The organism is Kitasatospora sp. A2-31, assembly GCF_022288725.1.
GTDB lineage: Bacteria > Actinomycetota > Actinomycetes > Streptomycetales > Streptomycetaceae > Kitasatospora.
This window is the reverse complement of sequence record NZ_JAKNTA010000013.1, coordinates 169,747-196,590: the sequence shown is the minus strand read 5'-3', so window position 1 is coordinate 196,590 and position 26,844 is coordinate 169,747. Positions and strand designations below refer to the sequence as shown.

The 26,844-nt window shown below is 76.3% G+C and carries 21 protein-coding genes; 10 read left to right on the top strand and 11 right to left on the bottom strand.

Annotation, left to right across the window (positions count from 1 at the left end; genetic code table 11):
* Positions 1 to 141: 141 nt before the first annotated feature.
* The 3 genes from ctaD to MCM47_RS30475 form a co-directional block, all read right to left on the bottom strand.
* Positions 142 to 1,875: a cytochrome c oxidase subunit I gene (ctaD, locus tag MCM47_RS30485; protein WP_238865093.1), complete on the bottom strand. Its 1,734-nt coding sequence runs from the start codon at positions 1,873 to 1,875 to the stop codon at positions 142 to 144.
* Positions 1,876 to 2,423: 548 nt separating this feature from the next.
* Entirely contained in the window at positions 2,424 to 2,936 is a 513-nt protein-coding gene (locus MCM47_RS30480; RefSeq protein WP_238864979.1) for a pyridoxamine 5'-phosphate oxidase family protein, read from the bottom strand.
* Between the two features lie 146 nt (positions 2,937 to 3,082).
* Complete coding sequence (locus MCM47_RS30475) at positions 3,083 to 3,856, bottom strand: sigma 54 modulation/S30EA ribosomal C-terminal domain-containing protein (RefSeq protein ID WP_238864977.1); 774 nt, start codon at positions 3,854 to 3,856, stop codon at positions 3,083 to 3,085.
* 245 nt (positions 3,857 to 4,101) lie between these two features.
* Here MCM47_RS30475 and MCM47_RS30470 point away from each other — a divergent pair, with 245 nt between their 5' ends.
* From MCM47_RS30470 to MCM47_RS30455, 4 genes are all read left to right on the top strand, one after another.
* A complete protein-coding gene (locus MCM47_RS30470; RefSeq protein WP_238864976.1) occupies positions 4,102 to 4,347 on the top strand; it encodes a hypothetical protein in 246 nt (81 codons plus the stop codon).
* Between the two features lie 257 nt (positions 4,348 to 4,604).
* Positions 4,605 to 7,838, top strand: a complete 3,234-nt coding sequence (gene lanM / locus MCM47_RS30465; protein WP_238864974.1) for a type 2 lanthipeptide synthetase LanM — start codon at positions 4,605 to 4,607, stop codon at positions 7,836 to 7,838.
* A 107-nt stretch (positions 7,839 to 7,945) separates the two neighbouring features.
* Positions 7,946 to 8,131 carry a hypothetical protein gene (locus tag MCM47_RS30460; RefSeq protein ID WP_238864972.1) on the top strand — a complete coding sequence of 62 codons (186 nt, stop codon included), beginning with the start codon at positions 7,946 to 7,948 and terminating at the stop codon, positions 8,129 to 8,131.
* A 239-nt stretch (positions 8,132 to 8,370) separates the two neighbouring features.
* The gene (locus MCM47_RS30455) at positions 8,371 to 11,520 is read left to right on the top strand and encodes a LuxR family transcriptional regulator (protein ID WP_238864970.1); all 3,150 of its coding nucleotides are present in this window, start codon (positions 8,371 to 8,373) and stop codon (positions 11,518 to 11,520) included.
* 52 nt (positions 11,521 to 11,572) lie between these two features.
* Here MCM47_RS30455 and MCM47_RS30450 read toward each other — a convergent pair whose 3' ends face one another.
* The 7 genes from MCM47_RS30450 to MCM47_RS30420 all read right to left on the bottom strand — a co-directional run bounded on the left by MCM47_RS30450 (position 11,573) and on the right by MCM47_RS30420 (position 18,065).
* Positions 11,573 to 12,451, bottom strand: coding sequence for a virginiamycin B lyase (locus MCM47_RS30450; RefSeq protein WP_238864968.1), 879 nt, complete (start codon positions 12,449 to 12,451; stop codon positions 11,573 to 11,575).
* Between the two features lie 117 nt (positions 12,452 to 12,568).
* Complete coding sequence (locus tag MCM47_RS30445) at positions 12,569 to 13,690, bottom strand: AI-2E family transporter (RefSeq protein WP_238864966.1); 1,122 nt, start codon at positions 13,688 to 13,690, stop codon at positions 12,569 to 12,571.
* Positions 13,691 to 13,835: 145 nt separating this feature from the next.
* The gene (locus MCM47_RS30440) at positions 13,836 to 14,954 is read right to left on the bottom strand and encodes a winged helix DNA-binding domain-containing protein (protein ID WP_238864964.1); all 1,119 of its coding nucleotides are present in this window, start codon (positions 14,952 to 14,954) and stop codon (positions 13,836 to 13,838) included.
* A complete protein-coding gene (locus MCM47_RS30435; RefSeq protein WP_238864962.1) occupies positions 14,951 to 15,706 on the bottom strand; it encodes a glycerophosphodiester phosphodiesterase in 756 nt (251 codons plus the stop codon). Before MCM47_RS30435 ends, MCM47_RS30440 begins: the two co-directional genes overlap by 4 nt.
* Positions 15,707 to 15,782: 76 nt before the next feature.
* Positions 15,783 to 16,235, bottom strand: coding sequence for a hypothetical protein (locus MCM47_RS30430; RefSeq protein WP_238864960.1), 453 nt, complete (start codon positions 16,233 to 16,235; stop codon positions 15,783 to 15,785).
* Positions 16,236 to 16,270: 35 nt separating this feature from the next.
* On the bottom strand, positions 16,271 to 16,687 hold the full coding sequence (locus tag MCM47_RS30425; protein WP_238864958.1) for a molybdopterin-binding protein: 417 nt from the start codon (positions 16,685 to 16,687) through the stop codon (positions 16,271 to 16,273).
* A 184-nt stretch (positions 16,688 to 16,871) separates the two neighbouring features.
* The gene (locus MCM47_RS30420) at positions 16,872 to 18,065 is read right to left on the bottom strand and encodes an ROK family transcriptional regulator (protein WP_238864955.1); all 1,194 of its coding nucleotides are present in this window, start codon (positions 18,063 to 18,065) and stop codon (positions 16,872 to 16,874) included.
* A gap of 186 nt (positions 18,066 to 18,251) precedes the next feature.
* Here MCM47_RS30420 and MCM47_RS30415 point away from each other — a divergent pair, with 186 nt between their 5' ends.
* From MCM47_RS30415 to MCM47_RS30390, 6 genes are all read left to right on the top strand, one after another.
* Positions 18,252 to 19,526: an MFS transporter gene (locus MCM47_RS30415; protein WP_238864953.1), complete on the top strand. Its 1,275-nt coding sequence runs from the start codon at positions 18,252 to 18,254 to the stop codon at positions 19,524 to 19,526.
* A gap of 86 nt (positions 19,527 to 19,612) precedes the next feature.
* Positions 19,613 to 20,422 carry a TVP38/TMEM64 family protein gene (locus MCM47_RS30410; RefSeq protein ID WP_238864952.1) on the top strand — a complete coding sequence of 270 codons (810 nt, stop codon included), beginning with the start codon at positions 19,613 to 19,615 and terminating at the stop codon, positions 20,420 to 20,422.
* A gap of 71 nt (positions 20,423 to 20,493) precedes the next feature.
* Complete coding sequence (locus MCM47_RS30405; RefSeq protein ID WP_238864951.1) at positions 20,494 to 21,021, top strand: DinB family protein; 528 nt, start codon at positions 20,494 to 20,496, stop codon at positions 21,019 to 21,021.
* Between the two features lie 268 nt (positions 21,022 to 21,289).
* Positions 21,290 to 21,682: a cell division protein SepF gene (locus MCM47_RS30400; RefSeq protein WP_238864950.1), complete on the top strand. Its 393-nt coding sequence runs from the start codon at positions 21,290 to 21,292 to the stop codon at positions 21,680 to 21,682.
* A 209-nt stretch (positions 21,683 to 21,891) separates the two neighbouring features.
* Positions 21,892 to 22,455, top strand: a complete 564-nt coding sequence (locus MCM47_RS30395; protein WP_238864949.1) for a TetR/AcrR family transcriptional regulator — start codon at positions 21,892 to 21,894, stop codon at positions 22,453 to 22,455.
* A 67-nt stretch (positions 22,456 to 22,522) separates the two neighbouring features.
* Entirely contained in the window at positions 22,523 to 24,112 is a 1,590-nt protein-coding gene (locus tag MCM47_RS30390; protein WP_238864948.1) for an MFS transporter, read from the top strand.
* 158 nt (positions 24,113 to 24,270) lie between these two features.
* Here the strand turns inward: MCM47_RS30390 and MCM47_RS42705 are convergent, their stop codons facing one another.
* Positions 24,271 to 26,736, bottom strand: coding sequence for a SpoIIE family protein phosphatase (locus MCM47_RS42705; RefSeq protein WP_305068044.1), 2,466 nt, complete (start codon positions 26,734 to 26,736; stop codon positions 24,271 to 24,273).
* Positions 26,737 to 26,844: the final 108 nt, after the last annotated feature.

Genomic DNA, 26,844 nt, shown 5'->3' with positions numbered 1-26,844 from the left:
GCGGTGGTCGGTGCCCGGGGCGGTGGTCGGTGCCCGGGGCGGTGGTCGGGGCGGCCGTCCCCGCCCGGCCGGGGGCATCGGGGAGGGGCGGGCGGGGACGGCGTCTCGGGTGGCCGCCGGGGTCGGTGCCCGGCGGCCGGGTCAGCGCTCCGGCGCGTCCGCCGGCCTCGGCGGCTTCGCCGCCTCCGGCGACTCCGGCAGCGCCCCCCGCCCGGACCGCCCGGGCCCACCGGGCGGGGCCTCCGCCGGACGGGCGAGGCCGCGCCGGACGGGGGTGTCGTACGCGGCGGGGACGACCCCGGCGAGGTGCTTGGCCGGCTCGCCGGTGTTCTCCAGGTGGTCGAGGGCGGCGATCTCCGGGTGGTGCAGGTCGAACGCCGGGGATTCGGAGCGGATCCGCGGCAGCGTCGCGAAGTTGTGGCGGGGCGGCGGGCAGGAGGTGGCCCACTCCAGCGAACGGCCGTAGCCCCACGGGTCGTCGACCGTGACCTTCTCGCCGTACTTGGCGGTCTTCCAGACGTTGTAGAGGAACGGCAGGATCGACAGGCCGAGCAGGAACGAGCCGATCGTGGAGACCGTGTTGAGCGTGGTGAACCCGTCGGAGGCGAGGTAGTCGGCGTAGCGGCGGGGCATGCCCTCGGCTCCGAGCCAGTGCTGCACCAGGAAGGTCGCGTGGAAGCCGACGGTGAGGGTCCAGAAGCTGATCCGGCCGAGTCGCTCGTCGAGCATCTTGCCGGTCATCTTCGGCCACCAGAAGTGGAAGCCCGCCATCATCGCGTAGACCACGGTGCCGAACAGCGTGTAGTGGAAGTGCGCGACGACGAAGTACGAGTCGGAGACGTGGAAGTCGATCGGCGGAGCCGCGAGCAGCACGCCGGTGAGCCCGCCGAAAAGGAACGTCACCAGGAAGCCGACGGTCCAGAGCATCGGGGTCTCGAAGCTCAGTGAGCCCTTCCACATGGTGCCGACCCAGTTGAAGAACTTGACCCCGGTGGGCACGGCGATCAGGAAGGTCATGAACGAGAAGAAGGGCAGCAGCACCTGGCCGGTGACGTACATGTGGTGCGCCCAGACCGTCACCGAGAGGCCGGCGATGGCGACGGTGGCCGCGATCAGGCCCGCGTAGCCGAACATCGGCTTGCGGGAGAAGACCGGGATCACCTCGGAGATGATCCCGAAGAACGGCAGGGCGAGGATGTAGACCTCGGGATGGCCGAAGAACCAGAAGAGGTGCTGCCAGAGCATCGCACCGCCGTTGGCGGGGTCGAAGACGTGCGAGCCGAACTTGCGGTCGCACTCCAGCGCCAGCAGCGCGGCGGCCAGGACCGGGAAGACCATCAGCACCAGGACCGAGGTGAGCAGGACGTTCCAGCAGAAGATGGACATCCGGAACATGGTCAGGCCGGGGGCACGCATGCAGATGATGGTGGTGATGAAGTTGACCGCGCCGAGGATGCTGCCGAAGCCGGAGAGGGTGACGCCCATGATCCACATGTCGGCGCCGACGCCGGGCGAGTGGACCGCGTCGGACAGCGGGGCGTAGAGGAACCAGCCGAAGTCGGCCGCGCCCTGCGGGGTGGCGAATCCGCCGGCGGCGATCAGCGAGCCGAACATGAACAGCCAGTAGGCCAGCATGTTCAGCCGCGGGAAGGCCACGTCGGGGGCGCCGATCTGGAGCGGCATGATCCAGTTGGCGAAGCCGGTGAACAGCGGCATGGCGAAGAGCAGCAGCATCACCGAACCGTGCATGGTGAAGGCCTGGTTGAACTGCTCGTTGGAGAGGATCTGCGTCCCCGGCCGGGCGAGCTCGGCGCGCATGACCAGCGCGAGGATGCCGCCGATCAGGAAGAACCCGAACGCCGACACCAGGTACATGGAGCCGATCGTCTTGTGGTCGGTGGTCGTCAGCAGCCTGACCAGGGCCGAGCCGGGCCTTCGGACCCGGACCTCCCCCGACCGGACGGCGGACGGCGGCGGCGCGCTGTCGCCCTGTGCCTCGATGGCGCTCAAGGACGCACTCCTTCGGAACTACTGCGGATGGATGGCGATCCATGATCAGAACTCGACACCCTTGCGCCCCAGGGCCCTTGGACCCAGCAGCCGGGGGTCGGTGGGCCTCCGTTCCGGAGCCGCGCCCGGGACCTCCGCCGACGGCCCGGCCGGGCCGCCACCCCGCAGGCGCGTCGTCGTCACCGCACAGCCGCCCCTCCGGACGGCCCCGCCGGACCGCTCCGGGCATGCCGAAGCGCCGGTACGGGCGTGGAGTCGGGGCGAACTCCGACGGCCCGTACCGGCGCGCTCCAGGGCCCTTCCAACACCCGCGTGTCGGAGGGGAGTTGCCGCGGGCCGGCGGCCCGCGAGCGGGCGAGCGGCCCGCGAGCGGGCGACGCCAACCGGCGGACGGCGTCAGCTGGCGGACGGCGTCAGCCGGCGGCCTCGGCGACGAGCCGGAAGCCCGTCACGAGGTCCGGCCGGATGGCCACGGTGTGGTCCATGGACGCCGCCACCCAGGGGCGCAACGCCTCCCGGTAGCGGGCCAGTCGGTCGGGATCGGTGACCGGACGGGCGTAGCCGATGACGACCACGCTCCACCCCAGCCTGGTCACCGGGTCGATGGCGTCGGCCTCGTAGGCGACGACGACGCCCTCCTGCGCGCCGACCGCCGCCGCGGTGAGCGCGGCGCCGTCGTGGGTGCGGATCACCACGGCGTCGTCCAGGAGCAGGTGATTGACCGGCCGGACGGCCGGCAGCGCGCGCGAGGTGAAGACGATCCGCCCGAACGGGACACCGGCCAACAGCCGCAGCGCCTCGGCCCGTTCGAGCGGTACGAGGTGACGCGGCGGGACGTCCCCGCCCGGCGGGTGGCCACCGGCCGACGGGAAGCCACCGGCCGACGGCGCGGCGCCGGGCACCGGGACGGTCCCCGACGCCGGCACCGGCGGAACGGACACCGCGGACGGCCCGGCCGCCCCCGCAGAGCCCGCCGACGTCACAGCGCCCGCAGACCCCGCCTGCCTCGCCACCCCGGCCGACCCCGCCGGACGGCGCCGCGCCCGGAGCCGCCTGCGCACGGCCTCGTCGCTCACGAGGCGGCCTCGATCAGCCCGAGCCGCCCGTCGAACCGGCGGTAGAGCACCCGGCCGCGCCGGGTCGCCGGGTGGGCGAAGAACAGGAAGGGCAGCTCGGCGGCGGAGAGCCGCGCGACCGCCTGCTCCTCGGTCAACTCCGGTGCGCCGCAGGGACTCAGGGTGAACGGGACGGCCGGCCGGAGCGGCGGACCGGCAGCCGCCGTCCGGGCCAGCCGGTACCCGGTGGGGCCCACCCGGTAGACGACAGCGTCGGTCCCGGTGACGGGGTCGGCGAACAGGTGGATGTCGAAGTCCATCGCGTCCATGGTCCGGGCGGCGGCGTCCGGCGAGCACCGGACCAGGCCCACCCGCTTGCGCCGGACGATGCTCGACGACTCTGCGCCGCAGGGGACTTCGGCAAGCGGTCGGGGCGCGTCCGGTGCGGGGGCGGTGGCGGCCGCGAGGCCCCGGCCGCGCCCCCGCCGGGGCCACGGGCGGGGCGACCAGCCGGCCACCACGGCGGTGATCCGGCGGCGCAGCCCGTCGGCCAGCCGGTCCAACGCCTCGCCGAGGTCCGCGGCGGTCTCCTGGACGCGGATCCGCCGGCCGTTCACCTCGGCGTTCAGCTGCGCCACCACGGTCCCCGCGCCGATCCGGCCGACCCGCACCCGGACCGCCTCGACCAGGGCGTCCGCCCCGCCCGTGACGGCCGCGACCCGGGCCCGCGCGGCGGCCGCCGCATCCCGTGCCAGCTGCTCGTCCATCTGCACCGTGACCAACCCGCCCACTCGGACCCTCTCCTGTCCCTCCGTGCGCCGCCGGGCCTGCCCCGGGCCTGCGCCGCACACCTGTTCGGCGCCCACCCTCCCTCCGCTGCGGGACCACCGACAAGGGCCGAACGGCCCCACCCCACCAGCCCCTCGACCCACCGGTACGCCGGCACCGCCCACCCGAGCCGCCCCGCCGGCAAGCCCGTCGATCGCCCCGACGCGCCGCCCACCACGAACCCGGCACTCCGTGGAATGATCGGGACATGCCCACTCTCGACAACCAGGCCGAGCACCGGGACTCCGCCCACGGCGGCCTTCGGCCACCCGAGCGGACCGGCCGCCACGGCGTGTTCGAGACCGGCGGCGGCGCGGTCTGCCGTCACCGCACCCGGGAGCGGCTGGACGAGCTGCTCGGCGCCTTCGACCCCGTCGCCGAACGCACCCCGCCGGTGCGGACGATGGACGGGCGTCCGACCGTCGCCGCCCCGCTCCTGGTCGCCCGGCGCTGACCGGCCGGCCGCGCGCCCACTACGGTCGACGCGGAGGAGGCACGCTCAGGGACTCCCGGCCGGCGGGGGCCGGAGCGCTCCACGAGGACGGCGCCGGACGTCGCGGGGAACGAGGGGAGCGGATCATGCGGGCCGGACGGCACAAAGATGGGGGCGAGTCCCCCATGCCCCGGCGGCCACGGCAGGACAAGGATTCAGCACCGAGGGCAGCGACTTCGACGGCAGCGCCGCCCTCTCCCGGCATCGGAGGTGCGGTGGTGGCAGAGGTGAGCGCCGTGCGCAGCGCGCGCCCCGACGGGGGCCGCGCACCGGATCAGGGCCCGGTCGCGCAGGTACCCACCACGGCCACCGCGACCCCGCACCCTCCGATGCCCGGCGATGCCCCGGTCCGGGCCACCGTTCCGGCCCCGACCAGGGCTTCCGCCCCGGCCCCCGCCGCGGTATCGACCCCCGACGCGGCGCGGGGCGCCGGACGGACGGGCCCGGCCCGGCTCCGTGTGGCCGGGCCGGCCCCCTCCGCCTGGTGGGAGCCGGCCCTGACGCCGGGCCAGGCCCGTCCCGCGGGGCGCCCCGACTGGGCCGCCTTCACCGAGGCCGCGGTCGCCGCGGCACCGGTCCGCGCGGTCGTCCCGAAGACGTCGTACCCCGGCCTGAGCGGCTTCGGCCTCGTCCTGGCGCCGTTCGCCGACCGCGCGCTCGTCCGGCTGTCGGCCACCCTCTGTCCCGCCGCCGCCCCGCCCGACCGCACCGACCGCACCGGCCACGCCTCACCCGCCGAGCGGAGCGCGCCGGCCGACCTCGCCGTCCACCTCGACCTGCCCGCCCTACGGGCCGCCTTCACCGCCGGGCTCACCGAGCGCCTCGCCCGGATCGCCGCCCGCACCCTGGTGCTGGAGCTGCACACCGCCCGGGCCGCAGGCCGGCTCCGCGGCGGCACCCCGCAGGAGCGGTTCCGCTCCTTCGTCGCCCTCACCGCCCGCCGCGACGGCCTCGCCGCCCTGCTGCGCACCTATCCGGTGCTCGCCCGGCTGCTGGCCCGGACCAGCCTGGACGCCGCCGACGCCTACGCCGAGCTGCTCCTCCGGCTCCTCGCCGACCGCCCGCTGCTGGTCTCCGGGCTGCTGCGCGGCACCGACCCGGGGCCGCTGGTGGCCGTCGACACCGAGGCCGGCGACCGCCACCGGCACGGCCGGGCCGTCGCGGTGCTGCACTTCGCCAACGGCGCCTCCGTCGTCCACCGGCCGCGCCCGGTCGCGGCCCACCGCCACTTCAACGCCCTGCTGGGCTGGTACAACAGCCGGCCCGGCGTGCCCGGGCTGCGCGCGCTCGGGCTGCTCGACCGGGGTGGCTACGGCTGGACGGAGTTCGCCGAGTTCCGGCCCTGCCGCACCGGGTCGGAGGTCGAGCGGTTCTACCGGCGTCAGGGCGCGCTGCTGGCGCTGCTGCACGTGCTGGACGGCACCGACATGCACGTCGAGAACGTGGTCGCCTGCGCGGACCAGCCGGTGCTGGTGGACGTGGAGACGCTGTTCCACCCGCCCTCCCCGGCCGGCCCGACGGCAGACCCGGCGGCCCGTGCCCTGGAGGAGTCGGTCCACCGGGTCGGCCTGCTGCCGCAGCTGCTGCTGGGCGACGCCGGCGCGGTGGACGTCTCCGGCATCGGCGGCGGTCTGCGCACCACCTCCCCGGTGGAGGGCGTCGACTGGGCCGGCGCCGGCACGGACGAGATGCGGCTGGTCCGGCGGGCCCGCCCGTTCCGCGAGGCCCGCAACCGCCCCCGGCTGGACGGCGCCGCCGTCGACCCCGCCGACCACACCGAGGCCCTGGTGGCCGGGTTCCGGGCCGGCTACACGGCGCTCGCCGACGGCCGGGAGGACCTCGCCGGGCCGCGCGGCCTGCTGCGCGCGTTCGCCGAGGACGAGGTCCGGGTGGTGCCGCGGGCCACCCGGGTCTACGCCCGGCTGCTGGACGAGTCGACCCACCCGGACCTGCTGCGCGACGCCGCCGACCGCGGCGCCGTCCTGGACCTGCTGCGCACCGACGCCGTGGACGACCCCGGCCGCCCCGGGCTGGCCGAGCACGAACTCGCCGACCTGTGGGCCGGCGACGTCCCGCTCTTCACCGCCCGCCCCGGCGGCCGCGACCTCTGGACCGCCGACGGCCGCCGGCTGCCCGGCGAGCTGGCCGAGACGGGGCTGGCCCGCGCCGAGGCCAAGCTCGCCGCGCTCGGCGGGGTGGACCGCAAGGACCAGGAGTGGATCGTCCGGGCCGCGATGGCCTGCGGCGCCGCCGTACCGGCGCACCGGCCCGGCCGCCCGGCGCCGGAGAACCTGTGGGCCACCGCCCCCGAACCGGAGCGGCTGCTGGCCGCCGCCCGCGGCGTCGGCGACCAGCTGGTCGCGGCCGCCTACGGCGGGCGCAGCCGGACCAACTGGCTGGGCCTCGAACTGCTCGCCGACCGGTACTGGCGGGTCCGGCCGCTCGGCGCCGACCTCGCCGGCGGCTACACCGGCACCGCGCTCTTCCTCGCCCAACTCGCCGCCCTCACCGGCTCGGACCGCTACGCCGAGGTGGCCCGCCGGGCGCTCGCGCCCGTCCCCGGGCTGCTGGACACGCTCGCCGCGCACCCCGACCGGCCCGCCGCCGTCGGCTCCGGCGGCTTCGCGGGGCTCGGTGGCATCGCCTACGCGCTCACCGAGATCGCCCGCACCCTGGACGACCCGCTGATCCGGCAGTGGTGCGCGCCCGCCGTGGCGCTCACCGCGGCGGCCGCCGAACGCGAGACCGACACCGGTGTGCACAGCGGCACGGCCGGCGGCCTGGCCGCACTGCTCGCCGTGCACGCCGCCACCGGGCGGCCCGAGCCGCTGCGCGCCGCCGCCGACTGCGCCGCACGGCTGGCCGCCGCGGCGGCACCCGCCGGGACCGGCTTCGCGCACGGCGCGGCCGGCACCGGCTGGGCCCTGCTGCGGTACGCGGAGGCCGTGGCGGAGCCCGCCCACGGCCCGCACCGCGCGGCCGGACTCGCCGCCCTGCACGCCGCCACCGCCGTCCGGGCCCGGGAGTCCTCCTGGTGCCGCGGCCGGCCGGGCATCGCCCTCGCCGTGGCCGACAGCCCCGCCGCCCTCGGCGACCGACCGCTCGCCGAGTGGCTGCAGCGCGCCGCCCGGAACACCGCCCGGGCCGCCGGCCTGCCCGACCACAGCCTCTGCCACGGCGAGCTGGGCGTCCTCGAACTGCTCGGCCACGGCAGCCCCGTGCCCGGCCGGACGCCCTGGGTGCGGCGGGCGGGTGCGCTGCTGGCCGGCCTCGACCAGGACGGCCCGCGCTGCGGCAGCCCCGACCACGTGCCGCACCCGGGTCTGCTCACCGGCCTCGCCGGGATCGGCCACGGCCTGCTGCGGCTGGGCTACCCCGAACGCGTCCCGCCGGCGCTGCTGCTGCGCCCGGGTACACCGACCGCCCCGCCGGCTCGTCCGCCGGCCCGTTGAACGCGCCGCGCCCGCCGTCCGCCAGGATGGCGGGCGGCGCGGCGGGCGGGCAGCCAGCCGCCCGCTCCGACCGCCACCGCCCACCCCGACGACGAATGGGAGACCCCGTGAACGACACCGACCCGGCGCCGACCCGGCAGTACCCGGACACCCGGCCCGACGACTCCTTCGACCACCCGGCGGGCGACATCCGCCTGCGGGCCGGCGGCGGCCTGGGCCTGCGCTCGCAGCTGCTCGCCTCCGGCGGCACGGCACCGGCCTTCGACTTCCCGACCATGACCGTCCCGGCCTAGGACCCGGAGCCGGGCCGTCACACCGCCGCCACCGGGGACCGGGCAGCCCCCCGGTGGCGGCGCCCCGCCACCCGAACCGGCCGGGTCCGATCCGACGCCGCCGGGCCCTCTCCGCTCCGAAACGGACCGGCCACCGGCAGATGCGGTCGTACGGTAACGATCCGGCGATGGCAGCGTGTTCGCTTCGTGGCCGATGAGCGGCACTACTGATCGGACGAACCGTCAAGTAGCCTGCGCCCATGCGCACGACTTCGTCGATCACCGTCGGCCGGGACGCCGAGATCAGCCTGCTCGGCAACGCGCTGGCCGCTTCCCGCCAGCGGTCCGGCCGGGCGGTCTTCCTGCTCGGCGACGCCGGCATGGGCAAGTCCCGGCTGGCCGGCGAGTGCGCCTACCAAGCCTACGGACTCGGCCTGCCGGTGCTGCGCGGCCGGGGCTCCTCGACGCTGACCGTGACGCCGTTCCGGCCGCTGATCGAAGCCCTCGCCTCGCGCTTCCGGGCCGCCGGCACGCCCACCGACGCCGAGCTCGCCCCCTACCGCCCCGCCCTCGCCCGGCTGGTGCCCGAGTGGCGCGCAACGGCCGGAACCGCGCCCGCCTACCCGGAGACGGTGGTCGAGCTCGCCGAGGCACTGCTGCGCCTGCTCGCCGTCCTCGGCCGCGACGCCGGATGCGTCCTGCTCCTGGAGGACCTGCACGACACCGACGCCGAGACGGTCGCCGTGCTGGAGTACCTGGTCGACAACCTGGACGGCCTGCCGGTCCTGCTGGTCGGGACGCTGCGCGGAGAGCCCGGACCGGCGCTGGACCTCGTCCGGGCCGCCGAACGCCGCCGCGCCGCCACCGTCACCGAGCTGCGGCCGCTGCCGCCCGCCGACGTCCGGACGATGGCCGCGGACATCCTGGAGAGCGAGGCCGCCGAGGTGCCCGCGCCGGTGCTGGAACGGCTCGCCGAACGCGGCGACGGCTGCCCCTACCTGGTCGAGGAACTGCTCGCCGACATGCTCGCCTCGGGCGCGCTGCGCCGGTCGGAGGGCCGCTGGGAGGTGGCCGGCGACCTCTGCACCGCCGTCCCCACCACGGTCGTCCGCAGCTGGGGCGGGCGGATCGACCAGCTCGACCCGCCGGTGCGCGACCTGCTGCTCACCGCCGCCACCCTGGGCAGCCGGTTCTCCGTCGCCACCGTCCAGTTGATCACCGGTCACGACGACCGGACGCTCTTCAGCCACCTGCGCTCCGCCTGCGAGGCCAACGTCATCGTGCCGGACGGCGCCGACCCGGACCGCTACGCCTTCCGGCACGCCCTCACCGCCGACGCCGTCATCGCGACCCTGGCCCCCGCCGAGCGCGCCGCCCTGGCCCGCCGCGCCGCCGGGGCGGTCCTGCGGGCGGACCCCGAGCTCGGCGACGAGCGGCGCCAGTTGGTGGCCGCGCTGCTGGTGGCGGGGGGCGATCCGGCGGGCGCCGCCGCACACCTCGCGGAGGCCGGCCGGCGGACCCTGGCGGCCGGCGCCGCCGGTTCGGCCGTGGTGCTGCTGGAACGCGCCCACGAGCTCGCCGGGTCGGCTGACCGTGCCGCCGTCGTCGAGCAGCTGCTGCTGGCACTGGCCGAGGCAGGCCAGCTGGACCGGGCCTTCGAACTGGCCCGTGCACTGCCCGCGATACCCTCCGCCGCGCCGGCGAACGCGCTGCCGCCGGCGCCCGCCGGCCACCCGCCGGCGGAGCGCTCGTCCGCGGAGCGGGCGCCGGCCCACGCCCGCCCCGCCACCGACCGCCGGATCGACCTGCACACCCGGCTGGCCTTCGCCGCGGTGATGGCCGAGCGCGCCGGCGAGGCCGCCGCCCAGCTCGCCGCCGCCCGGGCCCTGGCCGGCACCGACCTGCGCCCCGAACAGGACGCCGCCCTGGTGGTCGTGGAGGGCCACCTCGCCCTGCTGCCCGGCCACGGCCCCGCCGCCGACGGCGCCGAACGGCCGGAACGGCCGGAACGACCCGCGGCGGCCGGGCGGACCGACGGGACCGACGCAGCCGGAGAGCCCGGGGGCACCGGCGACACCCGGAACACCGCCGCGACCGACCCCCGGCCGGCTCGCACCCGCCTCGCCGAGACCGAGCGCCTCGCCCGCCGGGCCGCCGAGGTGGCCGAGGCCGCCGGCCTGCCGGTGGTCGCCTGCCAGGCGTGGCAGTTGCTCGCCCTGCTCGCCCGCGAGCGCGGCTTCGACGACGCCGAGGCCTGCCTGGAGCGGATGCTCGCCGTCGCGGAGGCCCACGCCCTCCCGGTCTGGCGGGTCGAGGCGCTGCTCCGGCTCGGCGCCAACGCCTTCATGCGCACCGGCGACGGCGCCCGCCTGGAAGCCGCCCGGGAGGCCGCCGCAGCGCTCGGCGCGATCGTGCTCACCCAGACCCTGGACGGCCTGCTCGCCATGAACGCCGTGCTGCGCGGGGAGTGGGACACCGCCCGCGCCGTCATCGACGCCCGCCTCGACGCCACCGCCCGGCTGCGCAACCTGGGCGCCCACCGCTATCTGCTGCTCGGCTCCGCCACCCTCGCCGCCCATCTCGGCCGCGACCGCGAGATGGAGCGCGAGCTGGCCCGGTTCCGGCAGGCCGGCGGCGAGGAGTCGTTCCTGATGCCGCTGCGCCACGGCCTCTGCCGGGCCGTCGGCGCCCTGCTCGCCGAGGACGTCGACCGGGCCAGGGCCGAACTGGCCGCCGGGATCGCCTGGGAGGAGCAGCACCCCAGCGTCTTCTACCTGGCCGGCCGGCACGGCCTGCACCCGCTGCTGGAGGTGCTGTCCGGCACCTGGCACCGCGCCGACCTGGCCCGGGCCACCACCGCCCCCGCTGCCGAACTCGCCTGGAACCGCCAGTTCCTGGGCTTCGCCGACGCCATCCTGCTCGGCCGCGAGGGCCACCCGGAGGAGGCCGCCCGCGCCGTCGCCGCGGCCCGCGCGACCGCCGCGCCGTTCCCGCTCGCCCACCACCTCGCGCTGCGGCTCGCCGCCGAGAGTGCGCTCGCCGACGGCTGGGGCGAGCCGGTGGCCTGGCTGCGCACGGCCGAGGAGTACTTCCACGCCACCGGCATCCAGCCGGTCGCGGCCGCCTGCCGCGCGCTGCTGCGCCGCGCCGGCGCCAGCGTCGCCCAGCACCGCGGCGGCCGCGACGCCGTCCCGGCGGAGCTGCGCGGCTGCGGCGTGACGCTGCGCGAGTACGAGGTCTTCGTGCTGCTCGCGGAGCGGCCGGGCAACCAGCAGCTGGCCCGCCGGCTCTCCATCTCCCCGCGCACGGTGGAGAAGCACATCGCCGGCCTGCTCGCCAAGACCGGCCGCCCGGACCGCGCCGCCCTCTGCGACCTCGCCGCCGAACTCGCCGCCGGCCCCCTCGCGTAGGGCCTTCCGTGGAGCGGGGCCGGGCTGCCGCGGGTACCGGCCGCACCGCGGCTCAGGGCGTCAGCCGGACGATCTCGCCGATCTCCAGGGCCACGTGGACGGCGCCGTCCGGGCCGACGGCGATGCCGTGCGGCTCGGCACCCGCGACGGGCAGGTCGTAGCCGCGGTAGGCGCCGCCCGGGGTGAGGCTGCCGATCCGGTTGCCGGCCCACTCGGTGAACCAGAGCCGGCCCTGCGGGTCGGCCGCGATCGCGTGCGGCCGGGCGGCCCGGTCGGGCAGCGGGTGCTCGACGACCGTGCCGTCCGGCGCGACCCGGGCGACCTGCCCGGCGCCGATCTCGACGCACCAGAGCGCGCCGTCGCCGCCTCGGGCGATCCCGACCGGGGCCGCCCCCTCCGTGGGCAGCGGGTGCACGGCGACCTCCCCGGCGACGGTGATCCGGCCGACGGCGTGGGCCTGGTTGAGGGTGAACCAGAGCGCCCCGTCGGGCCCGGCGGTGATCATCGAGGGGAAGCCGCCGTCGACCGGCAGCGGGTACTCCGTCACCTCGCCGTCCACGGTGATCCGCCCGATCCGGCCGGCGTTCGGCTCGGTGAACCAGAGGGCGCCGTCGGGGCCCGCGGTGATCCCGTACGGCCCGGCTCCCTCGGTCGGCAGCCCGAACGAGCGCTCCCGGCCGTCGGTGCCGACCCGTCCGATCCGGTGGTCCCGCATCCGGGTGAACCACAGTGCGCCGTCCGGGCCCGCCGTGATCACCGCCGGCCCGCTCTCCGGTGCGGCCGGGCCGAACCGCCGCACCGAACCGTCGGCCGCCAGCCGCCCGACCTCCCCGGAGTGGACCAGGGTGAACCAGACGCCGCCGTCCGGCCCCACCGCCACCCCGTACGGCCCGGCCTGACCGTCCGACACCCGGAACCGCTCGATCGCCATCCGCCAGCCACCCCTTCGCTATCGCGACTCGCGTCGCATTAGCGATCCTGTCACGCCTCCGGTCCGTACGGCAACCACCTGCGGCCGGCGCCCGGCACGGCCGTCCTCGCCCGCGCCCTAGCGGGAGCCGCGCCGGGTGCGAGCGGCGTCCCCGCGCAGGACCGAGATCACGCCCACCCCGGCGGCGCAGAGCGGGACGGCGAGCAGGGCGCCGAGGATCCCGGCGAGGCCCGCACCGGCCACCACGGCGATCATGATGGTGGCCGGGTGCAGCTCGACGGTCCGGCTCTGGATCAGCGGCTGCAGGATGTTGCCCTCCACCGCCTGCACCGCGAGGACGATCCCGAGCGCCCAGAGCGCCGTGCCGATGCCGCCCTCGGCGAGCGCGACCAGCACCGCCACCGTCCCGGAGAGGAAGGCGCCGACGAAGGGGATGTAGGCGCCCATGAAGACCAGGGCGCCGAGCCCGGCCGCCCCGGGGACACCGAGCAGCAGCAGGCCGACGGTGATGAAGAGCGCGTCGATCAGCGCGATCAGCGTCGTGCCGCGCATGAAGCCGGCCATCGCGTCGAAGGCCCGGTCGGCGCAGGCGACGACGGTCTCGGCGGTGCGGGGCGGGAGGTGGGAGCGGATGGCCTCGCCGGTGCGGTGGCCGTCACGGAGGAAGAAGAAGACCAGCGCCAGGGCCAGCACCGCACCGGTCAGGACCTGCGTGGCGAGGCCGAGACCGGAGAGCACGCCGTTGGTGACGGTGGAGACCAGCGCGCTGCTCTCGCCCTGCGCGTTGTCCAGCGCGTGGCGGATCTTCTCGCCGAACGGCCCGAGCCACTCGGCGATCCGGTCGCCGGCCTCCCGGAGCGCGGAGGCGATCTGCGGGGCGCTGTGCACCAGGGAGTTGACCAGCAGGGCCACCACGCCGCCGACGGCGGCCACCAGCAGGGCGCAGGTGAGCCCGGCGGCCGTGCCGCGGCCGACCCCGTGCCGGACCATCCACGGCATCACGGGGTGGAGCAGGGCGGTGCCGAGCAGCGCGAGGGCGACCGGAATGGTGGCGGCGCGCAGTTCGACCAGGGCGAAGCCCACCAGGGAGGCGACGGCGATGAGGAGGATGACCGCGGCCGACCAGGCGGCGGCCGCCCGGACCCCGGCCGGGAGCATCAGGTACGGCCGCCGGTGGTCCTCCCGGCGTTCCGCGGGACCGCCGCCGGACGGGGACTCCCCCGGCACCTCCCCCGACATCTCCACCTCCGCCTGGGTCGATCGCGCCCTGCTCGCCCCATCTCAGCAGATGACGTGACGGATCGCCCGTTGTGCGGAATGCGATGCGCTCAAGGCAGCGAACCCGAGCGCACCCGGGGTGGCACCTGGAAGAAGCGCGCCCGCGCTACCCCGCCTCCTCGAAGCGGACCGCCCCGCTCCCGCCCGCGAAGACGAGGACCCGCTCGGCCTCCGCCTCGGCCGCCCGCCGGTCGGCCCGGCCCAGCACCGCGAACGGGCGGATCACCACGGTGCGCCCGCCGGTCCCGCCCTCCGTCAGCTCCCAGTTGCCGGCGACCAGGCCGTCGACCAGCAGGATCCCGGGCACGATGCCGTTCTGCGTCATCACCCGCGGCCGGTACTCCTCCGGCAGCACCCTGGTCCGGTCCGCGTGCGAGAGGATCAGGTTGTCGAAGGGCGCGACCAGCCGGACCGGCGCCGGCACGGACGGGTCGGGCCGGGGCGCGTCGGGCAGGTCGTACAGCACCCGGCCGTGCTCGTCGCGGAACGTCAGCAGCTGCGGTTCGAGCCGCTTCAGGACCGGGCCGAGCCGGCTGAGGCCGCACCACTTCTGCAGGTCGGCGGCGGTGGCGGGGCCGAACGCGGCGAGGTAGCGCAGCGCCAGGTCGTCCGGCGAGGGCGCCGGGTCGAGCGGGCGGCCGAGCCAGTGCTCGGCGGTGGTGTGCGCGGCGCCGCCGCTCCGGCCCCAGATGCCGCGCGGCGGCACCTGGACGAGCGGCAGCCGGCAGCGCGCGGCCTGCGCGAGCGCGGCCGGATCGCGGTCGGGACGGTCGGCGGCCAGGAGCGCGCCGAGCCGCTGGAAGGTGAGCGGTTCCTCCTCGACCAGCGCCCGCGCCTCGGCGGCCAGCGCGTCGAGGTCCAGGCCGTTCAGCCGCTTGCCGTAGGCGCTGCGCAGGCCCTGGTCGAGCACGGGCTGGACGAGCGGGCGCAGGGTGAGGCAGTCGTCGGCGGTGACCAGGTGGATGGTGCCGCGCTGGAGGGCGATCCGGACCACCTCGCGCCCCGCGATCAACGCGGTCAGGTCCTCGTGGGCGAAACCGTCCAGCCGGCTGAGCAGGCCGAGGTAGGGCGGCTGCGGCGCGGCCTGCGCCTGGAGGCCGCCGAGGTGGCGGACCATCGCTCCCGCCGTCATGGTGGACCGGGCGAGCAGGTGCTGACGGGCCAGCAGCGCACGACCGAGCGCCCGGCTGCTCAGGACGGGCGCGACGGCGGGTGTCCGGCTCACCGCCGGCCGTCCAGGACGGAGCGCAGCAGGTCGATCCGGTTGGTGGTGATCGAGTCGACGCCGGCCGCGCACAGCCGGCGCATGGTGCGGCGCAGGTCGGCGGTCCAGGTGGAGACGGCGAGCCCGGCGTCGTGGGCGGCGGCGGTGAACTCGGCGGTGACCAGGCCGAACGGCGGGTTCAGGTAGGCCGGCCGCAGGTCCTCCAGCAGGGCGCGGACGGGCAGCCGGGGCTGCTTCCAGGTGAGCGCGATCTCGGCGTGCGGGGCGGCGGCGCGGACGGCGAGCATCGCGGTGGCGGGGCCGCAGAAGGCCACCCGGTGCTCCAGGCCGAGGCCGGTGACGACCTCCCAGGTGGCCGCGACCGGGTGCGGGTCGTCCAGGTCGATCAGCAGCCGGGCGGCGGGGGTCGCGGCCACGGCATTGAGCGCCTCGGCGAGGGTGGGGATGGTGAGCTCGCCGTCGCGCAGCTCGTCCAGCTGGTCGAGCGGGACGCGGCGCAGCGGGCGCAGGTCGCCCCAGAGGCGTTCCAGGGTCTCGTCGTGGAGCAGCACGGGCACGCCGTCGCGGGTGAGGCGGACGTCGACCTCGACGGCGTCGGCGCCCGCGGCGAGCGCGGACTCGATCGAGGGCAGGGTGTTCTCTCGGTACCGGTAGGGGTCGCCGCGGTGGGCGACGGCGAGCACCGGGCGGGGGCCGGCGGCGGTCGGGCCGGCGGCGGTCGAGCGGGCGGCGGTCGGGCGGGCGGCGTTCATCGCGGCGTGGGGTTCCTCGGGTCGGTCGCGCTCGGGATCACAGGGGCCGGCCGGGGCCGGGCCGGGCGGTGGGCACTCAGCGGATCAGTCCGGCGAGCCACGGGGACAGCTGGAGGCGGGTGACGGCCTCGCGGTAGCCCGGTTCGCCGGGGACGGTGACGATCAGCGTGCAGGACGGTGGGAAGGCTCGCTGCTTGACGTGGACCAGGCCGCTCCAGACCGAGTGCAGGAAGGCGGGCACGCTGTCGCGCGGCACGTCGAAGGCGATGTCGTCGACGGTGACCACGGCCTCGTCGTGGACGAAGAGGCGGACGCTGATCGCGGGCCGTCCGGCGATCTCCAGCAGCGCCTCGTGGGGTATCGCGTCGGGTTCGGAGCCGCCGGCGGCCGCGTCGGCGCCGACCAGCCCGGCGAACGTCCGGTCGCGGCCGATGTCGTGGCTCGCCCGGACCTCGCGGCCGTGCCGGGCGGCCATCGCCTCGACGGCGAACACGGCGCTCTGGGTGGACGGCAGCGGCGGGTGGGGCATCGGGCGGTGGTCCTCTCGTCGGCGGGAGCGGAGCTTCAGCGTCGTTCGATCATCACGTTGGTCGACTTGATGACCGCGGTCGCCGGGGCGCCGGGCACCAGGTCGAGCTCCTCGGCGGACTCCCGGCTGATCAGCGACACCACCCGGAACGGCCCGGCCTGGATCTCCACCTGCGCGGCGACGTCCCCGAGGACCACGTCGGTGACGATGCCGGGGAACCGGTTGCGCGCCGAGGAGGGCCGCCCCTCGGCCTCGGCGTTCTCGGGTCGGGCGAGTTCCCGGGCGAAGGCTGCCAGCTGGGCTCCGGGGATGATCCGGTGGCCGTGCTCGTCGCGCTCGGCGGCGACCCGGCCCGCGTCCACCCAGCGCCGCATGGTGTCGGCGCTCACGCCGAGCATCGCCGCCGCCTCGCCGATCCGGTACGGGTTGACCGGCGCCTCGGACTGGCCCATGGGTGACTCCTGACGGTGGTTCGGATCGCCCCCCGGGGGCCGGGGCCGTCCTCGGTGGTCGCGGCGGCCGCGGTCGCGACCGTCGCCGCCATCCTGCCGTACCGGGCGCCCCCGGGGCCAAGCGGAGCGGGCCGCCGCCGGTCGAACGGGCGGCGAGCCGGGCGGCCGGCGGCCGGCGGACGTCCTACGGCTCGCCGAAGAGGTCCCGCCGGACGGCGTCCCCGGCGGTGAGGACGGCGCCGGCGAGCACCGCGCCGCCGCCCGCCGTCCCGGCCCTGACCTCGGTGCGCAGCGGCGACAGGCCGGCCAGCCGGTGCTCGACCCGGCCGGCCAGCTCGGGGCCGCCGGCGCGGCCGATCTCGCCGCCGAGCACGACGCAGCCCGGGTCGAGCACGACGCAGACGGCGGCCGCCCCGACGGCGATCCGTGCGGCGAGCTCGTCCAGGAAGGCACCGCCCGGCTCGCCCTCGCCGAGCGCGCCGAGCGCGCCGCGCACCGCGGCCTCGGCGGCGGCCGCGTCGTCGGCGGGGTCGGCGGGCAGGCCGTGGGCGCGGGCCAGGCCGCAGACCGCGGCGCTGCCGACCAGGCCGTGGAAACCCTCCTCGCACCCGCCCGCGCTGGGCAGGCCGGAGGTACCGGGCACGGGCAGGAAGCAGATCTCGCCGGTGCCGCCGGAGGCCCCGCGGCGCAGCCGTCCGTCGAGGATCACGGCGGCGCCGACGCTGTGGCCGAGCCAGATCAGGACGAAGGTCTCCCGGCCCTGGGCGGCACCGATCCGGTACTCGGCGCGGCCGGCCAGGTTGACCTCGTTCTCCAGGATCACGTCGGTGCCGGGCAGTTCGCGCAGTGCCGCGAGGAGCTCGGCGTGCCAGCCGGGCAGCGCGCCGGTGCTGTGCAGGCGCCCGGTGGCGGGGTCGACCAGGCCAGGGGCGCCGACGGCGATGGTGTGCAGGCGCTCGACGCCGGCCCGCCGGGCGGTCTCGTGCAGGGTGCGCACGATCAGCCCCGCCGTGCCGTCGTCGCCGTCGCCCTCGACGGCCAGCTCGGCGGTGGCCAGGGCCTGTCCGGCGAGGTCGGCGACGACCAGGCTGACGCCGCCGGAGCGGACGTCGACGGCGGCGAGGTGGGCCCGCGAGGCGACGAGCGCGTACAGCCGGGCGTTGGGGCCGCGCCGCTGCTCGCCGCGCTCGCCGACGACGGCGACCAGGCCGGTGCGCTGCAGGCGCTCCAGCAGGTCGGCGACGGTGGGCCGGGAGAGGCCGGTGAGGTCGCGCAGCTCGGTTGCGGTCAATGGCCCCTGTTCGAGCAGCAGGTTGAGCGCCAGCCGGTCGTTGATCGCCCGGGCGGTGCTCGGCGTGGCCGTACGCGCGGTGGTCATGGAAGTGCATCCTTCCAGAGTGTTTCTATCAGGGTCCCTTCCTGATAATTTATCGAATCGCACCGGGCACGGACGGCCGTCCGCCGCGGCGCGCAAGAGTAGGAACCGGTAGGAACCCCCACACCGGTGGGAGCGCCTACGGCACAGGGCATCGCCGCGCGCCGCGCGGCCGGGAGGGAAGACCCGATGACAGACGCACCGACCGCAGGACCCCCGCCGGGACCGGCCGGGACCGGCCCCGCCGACGAGGCGCTGGAGCGGCCGCGCCGGGCGAGGACCGCCATCGCCCTGGTGTTCGCCGTGCACGGCGCGGTGGGCGGTACCTTCGTCAGCCGCATCCCGTGGATCCAGGACCGGCTGGACCTCTCGCCGGGCCAGCTCGGCCTCGCCCTGGTGATGCCGGCGATCGGCTCGTTCGTGGCGATGCCGCTGGCCGGCCGGGTGGTCCACCGCCACGGCGGGCGGGCGGCGGTGCGCGGACTGCTCTCGGTCTGGTGCCTGGCACTGGTCCTGCCCGCGCTCGCCCCCTCGCTGCCGGCCCTCTGCGCGGCCCTGCTGGTGTACGGCGCGACCGCCGGCATGGCGGACGTCGCGATGAACGCGCAGGGCGTGGAGATCGAGCGGCGGGTCGGGCGCTCGATCATGTCCGGCCTGCACGGGATGTGGAGCGCGGGCGGGCTGCTGGCGTCCGCCTTCGGCATCCTCGCCGCCCACCAGGACCTCGACGCCCGGCTCCAGCTACCCCTGACTGCCCTGGTGCTCTGCGCCCTGGCCCAGCCGGTCTGCCGCGGCCTGCCGGACTTCCGGGCCCCCGAGGAGGCGGAGGCGCCGCCGCGGTTCGCGCTGCCCCCGCGCAGCTCGCTGGTGATCGGCCTGGTCGGCTTCTGCGCGGTGTTCGCCGAGGGCGCCTCGATGGACTGGAGCGGCGTCTACCTCAAGGACGTCACCGGCGCCTCCGCCACCCTCGCGGCCGCCTCGTACACGGCGTTCTCGCTGACCATGGCGGTCAGCCGGCTCGCCGGCGACGCGGCGATCCGCCGGCTCGGCGCCGTCCGGGCGACGAGGCTCAGCGGCGCGGTCGCCGGCGCGGGCGGCGTGCTGGTGGTCTGCGCGGACAGCCCGCTGCTGGCCATCCCCGGGTTCGCCCTGATCGGGATCGGCATAGCGGTGGTCGTCCCGCTGGCCTTCGCGGCCGCCGGCCGGATCGGCACCAACCCGAGCCAGGCCATCGCGGGCGTCGCCACCGTGACCTACACCTCCGGACTGATCGCCCCCGCCGTCGTCGGCGGGCTCGCCCAGGCCACCTCGCTGACCGCCTCCTTCACGGTGGTGACCGCCCTCGCGTTGGCCCTGCTGCCGAGCGCGGGCGCGCTGCGCCGCGCCGAGCCGGACGCCCCGGCCGCCCCGGGGGCCGACGCCCGGCCCCAGGCCGAACCGGCGGCCGCGCCCTTCGGCCGGTAGCCGGGGGCGGCCGGGGTGCCCGGGGCCGGCAGCCGCCCGCCCGGTCCCGGGCCGGGCGGGCGGGGCGCAGCGGTTAGGCTCGGTCGGTGCCCGACACCACGCCGCCCGCACCGCCCGCGCCGCCCGCGCCGCCCGCACCGCCCGCGCCGCCCGCGCCGCCCGCCGCCGAGCCACCGACCACCGGGCCGCCGGCCGCTGAACCGCCGACCACCGGGGCGGCCACGCCGCCGACCGGTCCGGCCGCGCGCTCAGCGTGGCTGCGGTTCGCCCTGCTGGTCCTGGTCCTGGGCGCGGCGGCCGGCTCGCTGCTGTTCTGGAGCCCGACGGCGCTGCTCTCCGGCGGACTGCCCGCCGGGGTGCCCGGGTACTGGCTGGCCCCGGTCTTCGTCGCGGTGTACGCGGTGGGCACGCTCGCCTTCGTCCCCCGGCCGGCGCTCAACGCGGCGGCCGGGCTGCTGCTCGGCATCCAGCAGGGCGTGGCGATGGCCGTGGTCGGCACCACGCTCGGCGCGGCGATGGCCTTCGCCCTGGGACGCCTGCTCGGACGCGAGGCGCTCCGCCCGTACCTGCGGGGGCGGATGCTGCTCGCCCTGGACAAGCGGTTCACCGAGCAGGGCTTCCGCAGCGTGCTGGTGCTCCGGCTGATGCCCGGACTGCCGTTCCAGGCCGGCAACTACGGTGCGGCCTTCTCCGGCGTGCGGTTCGTTCCGTTCCTGGTCGCCACCGCGCTCGGCGTCACCCCGGCGACGGCCGTCTACGTCACGGCGGCCGCCAGTGCGGACGAGCCCGGCTCGGCGGCGTTCCTGCTCTCGGCCGGCACGATCGGCGTCCTGGTCGTGGGGAGCCTGGTGGGGCTCTGGCGGGCGGCCGCGCGACGGCGTTCGAGCGCGGCCTGAGCGCCCCCGGGCGGCGGCACGCCCCGCCCCGCCGACTATTCGCTCGCGTCCACGGCGCCGGGTGCGCCACGATGGCCGCCATGACGACGACCACCACCCGGATCGACCCCCCGATGACGGCGGACGAGACCGCGATGCTGACCGCCTGGCTCGACTACCACCGCGCCACCCTCGCGCTGAAGTGCGAGGGGCTGACCGACGAGCAGCTGAAGCTGCGGTCCGTACCGCCGTCCACGCTCTCGCTGCTCGGGCTGGTCCGGCACATGGCCGAGGTCGAACGGCACTGGTTCCGGACCGTCCTGCTCGGCGAGGACACCGGCCCCGACGGCCTGTACTGGACCCGCGAGGACCCGGACGGCGACTTCGACAACATCGAGGGCGCGGACGCCGCGGCGGACTTCGGCACCTGGCGGGCCGAGGTGGCCGCCGCCCGGGCCGCGTGCGAGGGCCTGCCGCTGGAGACGGTCGCCAAACGCGACCGCCGGGGCGAGCAGGTGACGCTCCGCTGGATCCTCGTCCACATGGTCGAGGAGTACGCCCGGCACAACGGGCACGCCGATCTGCTCCGGGAGCTGGTGGACGGCGTCACCGGCGAGTGAAATCGTTTCCGCATTGTTGACAAAGGGTCAATTGGGCGGTGACCACGACCGATATGGTCTACGCGCGCAACCGTCCGCGGTTCCGTTGCGTCGCAACAGTTGCCCGGGTTCGCCCGGGTTTCCGGCGCGGCACGACTCGTACGGGGGTCGCGAGCGGGCACGGGACCGGTGATCAGTGCGATACTCGGACAGTTCCGACGAGTGGATGACGTGTCAAAAGGACACGCGCACCGGGGGACCTGTACGGAACGAGGCAGGGAGGCGCGGCATGGGAGCACTTCGCGACGAGCACCACAACGGGTGGCTGATGCCCTCCGGGAACTACCCGGCCGCGGTGTACGACGACGAGTGGATCGAGCAGGAGACGGTACCGTCCTCCCCCGCCCCCACGAAGATCGTCTCCCTGCGGCCGACCGGCTTCGAGGCCGCCCGGACGGTCGGTGAGCACATCCGGGCGAGCACGCCGGTGGTCATGGACCTCACCGAGATGGAGGAGGCCGAGGCCAAGCGCATGGTCGACTTCGCCTCCGGGCTGGTCTTCGGCACCTGCGGCGGCATCGAGCGGATCGCCCGCCGGGTGTTCCTGCTCACCCCGGCGGACGTCGAGGTGATGGTGATCGACCGACCGCTGGACGACACCGGGTTCTACAACCAGAGCTGAGCATCCGCGTGCCGCCGGGCACGCGCGACCGAAGAGACCGGGGACGGCCACCGCCGTCCCCGGTCTCTTTGCCGTCCCGCCCCGGGCCCCCGCCCCAGACCTCCCACCCCCACCGCTCCCCCCCACCACCATTGCTTCTATTCCGACTCATCTGCATCACGCCACCATTGATTGAGACACTGATGTCTCAATCGATGTATGCTTGCATCATGGCCACCGATCGCGACGCCGTCCTCGAAGCCGCCGTGGGCGTGCTCTCCCGCCGCCCCACCGCGCACCTCGACGAGATCGCCCGCGCGGCGGGCATCAGCCGCGCCACCCTCCACCGGCTCTTCCCCGGCCGGGACGCCCTGATCCGCGAGGTCGGCCTGCTCGGCCTGCAGCGGTTCCGCGCCGCCCTGGACACCGCGGCCATCGAGGACGGCGACGCGCACGCCGCGCTGCGCCGCCTCGTCGACGCGGTCGTCCCGGACGCCGCGCTCTGCGCCTTCCTCGCCGGGGAGAACCAGCTCTACGACGACGAGGCCATCGACGAGCTCTGGGAGTCGCAGATCGTCCGGATGCACGCGCTCTTCCTGCGCGGCCAGCAACAGGGCGTCTTCCGCGTCGAGCTCTCCGCAGCCTGGCTCAGCGAGGCCTTCTTCGACCTGGTCGCCGGAATCGGCTGGGCCATCCAGGACGGCCGGCTCGCCCCGCGCGACGCGGCGTTCTCGCTCGCCGAGCTCTTCCTCGGCGGCGCGCTGCGCACCCCGCCGCAGCCGCATCCGCAGTAACCACGTCCCCCGCCCACAGCACCTCGGACGCACAGGCCGCCGGAAGGCGGTCGGAAACCGATACCCCATGAGCAGCACCCTCCACACCAGCCCCCGCCAGCGCTGGACCGGCCTCGCCGTCCTCGTCCTGGCCGTCACCCTGGTCGCCGTCGACGCGACCGTCCTCTCCCTCGCCATACCCTCGATCAGCGAGACGCTCCGCCCCAGCGGCACCCAGCTGCTCTGGATCGGCGACGCCTACTCCTTCGTGCTGGCCGGCCTCCTGGTCAGCATGGGCGCGCTGAGCGACCGGATCGGCCGCAAGAAGCTGCTGCTGGCCGGCTCCACCGCCTTCGGCGCCGCCTCCCTGCTCGCCGCCTACGCCCCCGGTCCGGGCTGGCTGATCCTGGCCCGCGCGCTGCTCGGCGTGGCCGGGGCGACCATCATGCCGTCCACCCTCTCGCTGATCCGCGCCCTCTTCCCGGACGACCGCGAGCGCGCCACCGCGATCGGCATCTGGGGTGCCGGCGCCACCGCCGGTGCCGCCCTCGGCCCGGTCGTCGGTGGGGCGCTGCTGGAGCACTTCTGGTGGGGCTCGGTCTTCCTGCTGAACATCCCTGTGCTGCTCCTGCTGCTCGTCCTCGGCGCGTGGCTGCTGCCCGAGTCCCGGGACCCGCGACCGGGCCGCTGGGACGTGCTCAGCGTGCTGCTCTCGCTGGCCGGCGTCATCGGCGTGGTCTACGCCGTCAAGGAGGCCGCCGCGCACGGCGTCGCCCGCTGGGACGTCCCCCTCGCCGCCGTGCCGGGCGCCGCCGCGCTGACCGTCTTCGTCCGGCGCCAGCTGCGCCTGCCGACTCCGCTGCTGGACGTGCGGCTCTTCGCCGACCGGCGGTTCACCGCGGCCGTACTGGCCTCGCTCACCGCACTGATCGGCCTCTCCGGTGTCGTCTTCGTGACCTCGCAGTACCTGCAGCTGGTCCGCGGCTACGAGCCGCTCCAGGCCGGTCTGGCCGAGCTGCCGGCCTTCGCCGGCGCGGTGGTCGGCGGTCTGCTGACCGCTCGGCTGGTGCGGCGCACCGGCGCCCGGGCCGCGCTGACCGCGGGTCTGCTGGCCATGGGCCTCGGCGTCGGGATGATCGGCTGGGTGCAGCAGGACACCACGTACCTCGTGGTGGCCGCCGCCTTCCTGATCGTCGGCACCGCCGAGGGCGTGGTCTACACGCTCGGCGCCGACCTGGTACTGGGCGCCGCGCCCGCCGACAAGGCCGGCGCCGCCTCCGCGGTCTCCGAGACGGCGTACGAGCTGGGCACCGCGCTCGGCATCGCGCTGGTCGGCTCGGTGGCGACCTCGCTCTACGCCGGCGGGCTGGCCGTCCCGGCCGGGACCGACCCGGAAGCCGCGGCGCGGGCGGGCGAGTCGCTGGGCGGAGCGGTGGAGGCAGCGGCCGGCCTGCCGGCCCCGCTGGCCGAGCCGCTGCTGGCGAGCGCCCGTGGCGCCTTCGTGCACGGCATGAACGTCGCGGCGGTGCTGGCCGGGGCCTCGCTGCTGGCCGCCTCGGTACTGGCCTGGCGCCTGCTGCGGGGGCTGCCGCGGGCGGCGCGGGAGCACGACCGGCCGGCACCGCGTGACGGCCGGTCGGCGCAGCAGCCCGCGGAGCGGGTGACGGCGGACGCATAGCCGACGGCGGGGCCCGGCCGCAGCCCGCGGAGCCCTCGCCGTCGCCCGTCGATCCCCGCGTCCCCGGCAGGGACGCGGGGATCCGCGCGTCCGGGCCGGCGATCCGGGGCCCGGCGCTCCCGGCGCCGGCGGTATCGGATCACCCGGCGCCGGCGGTCTCAGACCGTCCCGAACGGAAGCTCCAGCTCCGCCCAGACCACCTTGCCGTCCCGGGTCAGCCGGCTGCCCCAGCGCTGGGCCAGCTCGCTGACCAGGAACATGCCGCGGCCGCCCTCGTCCTGCTCGGCGAACGGGCGCAGCTGGGGCGTCTGCCCGCCGGCGTCGGCGACCTCGACGGTGAGCACCCGGTCGCGGAAGAGCCGGAGCCGGCGCGGCGCGTCGGCGTGCAGCAGGGCGTTCGTGACCAGCTCGCTGACCAGCAGCTCGGCGTAGTCGGAGAGCGCGGACAGGCCCCAGGCGTCCAGGGTGGTGCGGGTGAAGCGGCGGGCCTTGCCGGGCAGGCGGCCACCGCCGGTGAGCGGGAGGGTGGCTATCCGGTCGGCGGGCAGCGGCAGCACCCGGGCCATGATCATCGCGATGTCGTCGTCGGTGCCGTCGGTGACCAGCGCGCCGAGGACGGCGTCGCAGGTCTCCTCCAGGGTGCGGCCGGGACCGGCCAGGGTGCGGGCGAGCTGGTCGATGCCGTCGTCGAGGTCCTGGCCGCGCCGCTCGACCAGGCCGTCGGTGTAGAGAGCGACCATGGCGCCCTCCGGGAGGGCGAACTCGATCGACTCGAAGGCCACCCCGCCGACGCCGAGCGGGACGCCGGGCGGCACGTCGACCTTGCGGGAGGTGCCGTCCGGGCCGACCCAGACCGGGGGCAGGTGGCCGGCCGAGGCGACCTGGACGGTGCGCTCCAACGGGTCGTAGACGGCACAGATACAGGTGGCGAACTGGCCCTCGCCGATGCCCGAGGCGGTTTCGTCGAGCCGGGTGAGCACCTGCTCCGGCGGCATGTCCAGGGTCGCGAGGGTGCGGGCCACCGTGCGGAGTTGGCCCATCGTGGCGGCGGCACGGATGCCGTGGCCCATGACGTCGCCGACCACCAGGGCGACCCGGCCGCAGGAGAGCGGCACGACGTCGAACCAGTCGCCGCCGACCTCGCTGACCACGCTGCTGGGCAGGTAGCGGTAGGCGATCTCCAGCCCGAGGGTGCGGTGGATCTCCTGCGGCAGCAGGCTGCGCTGCAGGGTCAGCGCGGTCTCGCGCTCGCGCCGGTAGAGCCGGGCGTTGTCGACGGCGAGCGCGGTGCGGGCGACCAGCTCCTCGGCGAGGGCGACGTCGGCGTCGGTGAACGGCTCGGGGTTCCGCATCCTGATGAACTCGGCGCCGCCCAGCACCATCCCCCGGGCGGTCATCGGCACCATCAGGTACGAGTGGATGCCGGCCGCCATCCCGGGGGCGACGCGTTCCGGGGTGGCGACCAGGCCGCGCAGCACCTCCTCGTCGACGTGCGAGCGCAGCAGGGGCCGGCCGCTGCGCAGGCACTGCGTGTAGCTGCGGTCGGGGGCGTACTCGGAGACCTCGCCGACGGTGTCGACGGCGAGCGCCAGGCCGGACTCGTAGGACTCCCCCACGGCGACGGCGCGCAGCTGGACGGGCCGGTCCAGCGGGATAGTGGTGGGCTCGGCGCCGCGCAGGACCGGTTCCAGCAGGTCGACGGTGGCGAAGTCGGCGAAGCGCGGCACGACGGCCTCGATCAGCTCCTCCGCGGTGCGCTGCAGGTCGAGGGTGGTGCCGATCCGGGCGGTGGCCTCGGCGATGGTGGCGAGACGTTCCTGCGCGCGGGAGGCGCGGGCCTCGGCCTGGAACCGTTCGGTGACGTCGATGATGGACGAGCAGACCCCGAAGACCCGGCCGGTGGAGTCCTGCAGCCGGAAGTAGGAGGCGGACCAGGCGCGGTCGCGGCGGGGGTCGCCGGGGACGCGGCCGTGCGAACGGGCATCGACCACCGGGCGGCCGGTGGTGAGCACCTGGCGCATGGTCTGTTCTATCTCGGCGCTGTTGATGCCGGGCAGCACGGCGCTGATCCGCCGGCCCAGGTGCTCCTCGACGGGGACGCCGTTCATCCGGGCCAGGGCCTTGTTGAGCCGGACGTAGCGCAGGTCGGTGTCGTAGACGGCCATGCCGATCGGGGACTGGCCGAAGATGCCGTCCAGGACGGCGAGGTCGGCCTCGACCCGGTGGAGTGCCGCGGTGTCGGAGGCCGTGGCGAGGAGCAGCAGGGTGCCGGCTGGTCCGGCGATCGGGTAGGTGCGGAACTCCAGCTCGACGACGTGCCCGTCCCGGTGCCGGACGGGGAATATGCCGGACCAGCCCTTTCCGCTCATGATGCGCTCGAACAGGGCGAGCACCTCCGGGCGGTCGTCGCCGGAGGTGAGGAGCTGGGCGGCGTAGCTGCCGACGGCCTCGTCGGCGGGGAAGCCGAGCAGGGCCTCGGCGTCCTCGCTCCAGTGCAGGATGAGTCCGTCGTCCTGGAGCAGGGCGGTGGCGAGCGGGACCAGGCGGTGGCCGTCGAGGCGTGCGGGGGTTCCGTCCGGCGCGGGGCCGGCGGCTTCGGTCGCGTCCCACTCTTGTCCGTGCATGATCAGGCAGCACCCCGGTTCGGGTCGTGCCCGGCCGGGCGGGGCCTCGCGGTCCGTGCCGGCCGGGGTTCTTCTCCAGACTGCACGGACATCGGCCGCCCGGCGACC

Coding starts and splice junctions, on each gene's coding strand:
- ctaD (WP_238865093.1), bottom strand. CDS start 1,875: ATGTACCTGGTGTCGGCGTTCGGGTTCTTCCTGATCGGCGGCATCCTC.
- MCM47_RS30470 (WP_238864976.1), top strand. CDS start 4,102: ATGCCCACTCTCGACAACCAGGCCGAGCACCGGGACTCCGCCCACGGC.
- MCM47_RS30455 (WP_238864970.1), top strand. CDS start 8,371: ATGCGCACGACTTCGTCGATCACCGTCGGCCGGGACGCCGAGATCAGC.
- MCM47_RS30450 (WP_238864968.1), bottom strand. CDS start 12,451: ATGGCGATCGAGCGGTTCCGGGTGTCGGACGGTCAGGCCGGGCCGTAC.
- MCM47_RS30445 (WP_238864966.1), bottom strand. CDS start 13,690: ATGTCGGGGGAGGTGCCGGGGGAGTCCCCGTCCGGCGGCGGTCCCGCG.
- MCM47_RS30435 (WP_238864962.1), bottom strand. CDS start 15,706: ATGAACGCCGCCCGCCCGACCGCCGCCCGCTCGACCGCCGCCGGCCCG.
- MCM47_RS30430 (WP_238864960.1), bottom strand. CDS start 16,235: ATGCCCCACCCGCCGCTGCCGTCCACCCAGAGCGCCGTGTTCGCCGTC.
- MCM47_RS30425 (WP_238864958.1), bottom strand. CDS start 16,687: ATGGGCCAGTCCGAGGCGCCGGTCAACCCGTACCGGATCGGCGAGGCG.
- MCM47_RS30420 (WP_238864955.1), bottom strand. CDS start 18,065: ATGACCACCGCGCGTACGGCCACGCCGAGCACCGCCCGGGCGATCAAC.
- MCM47_RS30415 (WP_238864953.1), top strand. CDS start 18,252: ATGACAGACGCACCGACCGCAGGACCCCCGCCGGGACCGGCCGGGACC.
- MCM47_RS30405 (WP_238864951.1), top strand. CDS start 20,494: ATGGCCGCCATGACGACGACCACCACCCGGATCGACCCCCCGATGACG.
- MCM47_RS30400 (WP_238864950.1), top strand. CDS start 21,290: ATGGGAGCACTTCGCGACGAGCACCACAACGGGTGGCTGATGCCCTCC.
- MCM47_RS30395 (WP_238864949.1), top strand. CDS start 21,892: ATGGCCACCGATCGCGACGCCGTCCTCGAAGCCGCCGTGGGCGTGCTC.
- MCM47_RS30390 (WP_238864948.1), top strand. CDS start 22,523: ATGAGCAGCACCCTCCACACCAGCCCCCGCCAGCGCTGGACCGGCCTC.
- MCM47_RS42705 (WP_305068044.1), bottom strand. CDS start 26,736: ATGCACGGACAAGAGTGGGACGCGACCGAAGCCGCCGGCCCCGCGCCG.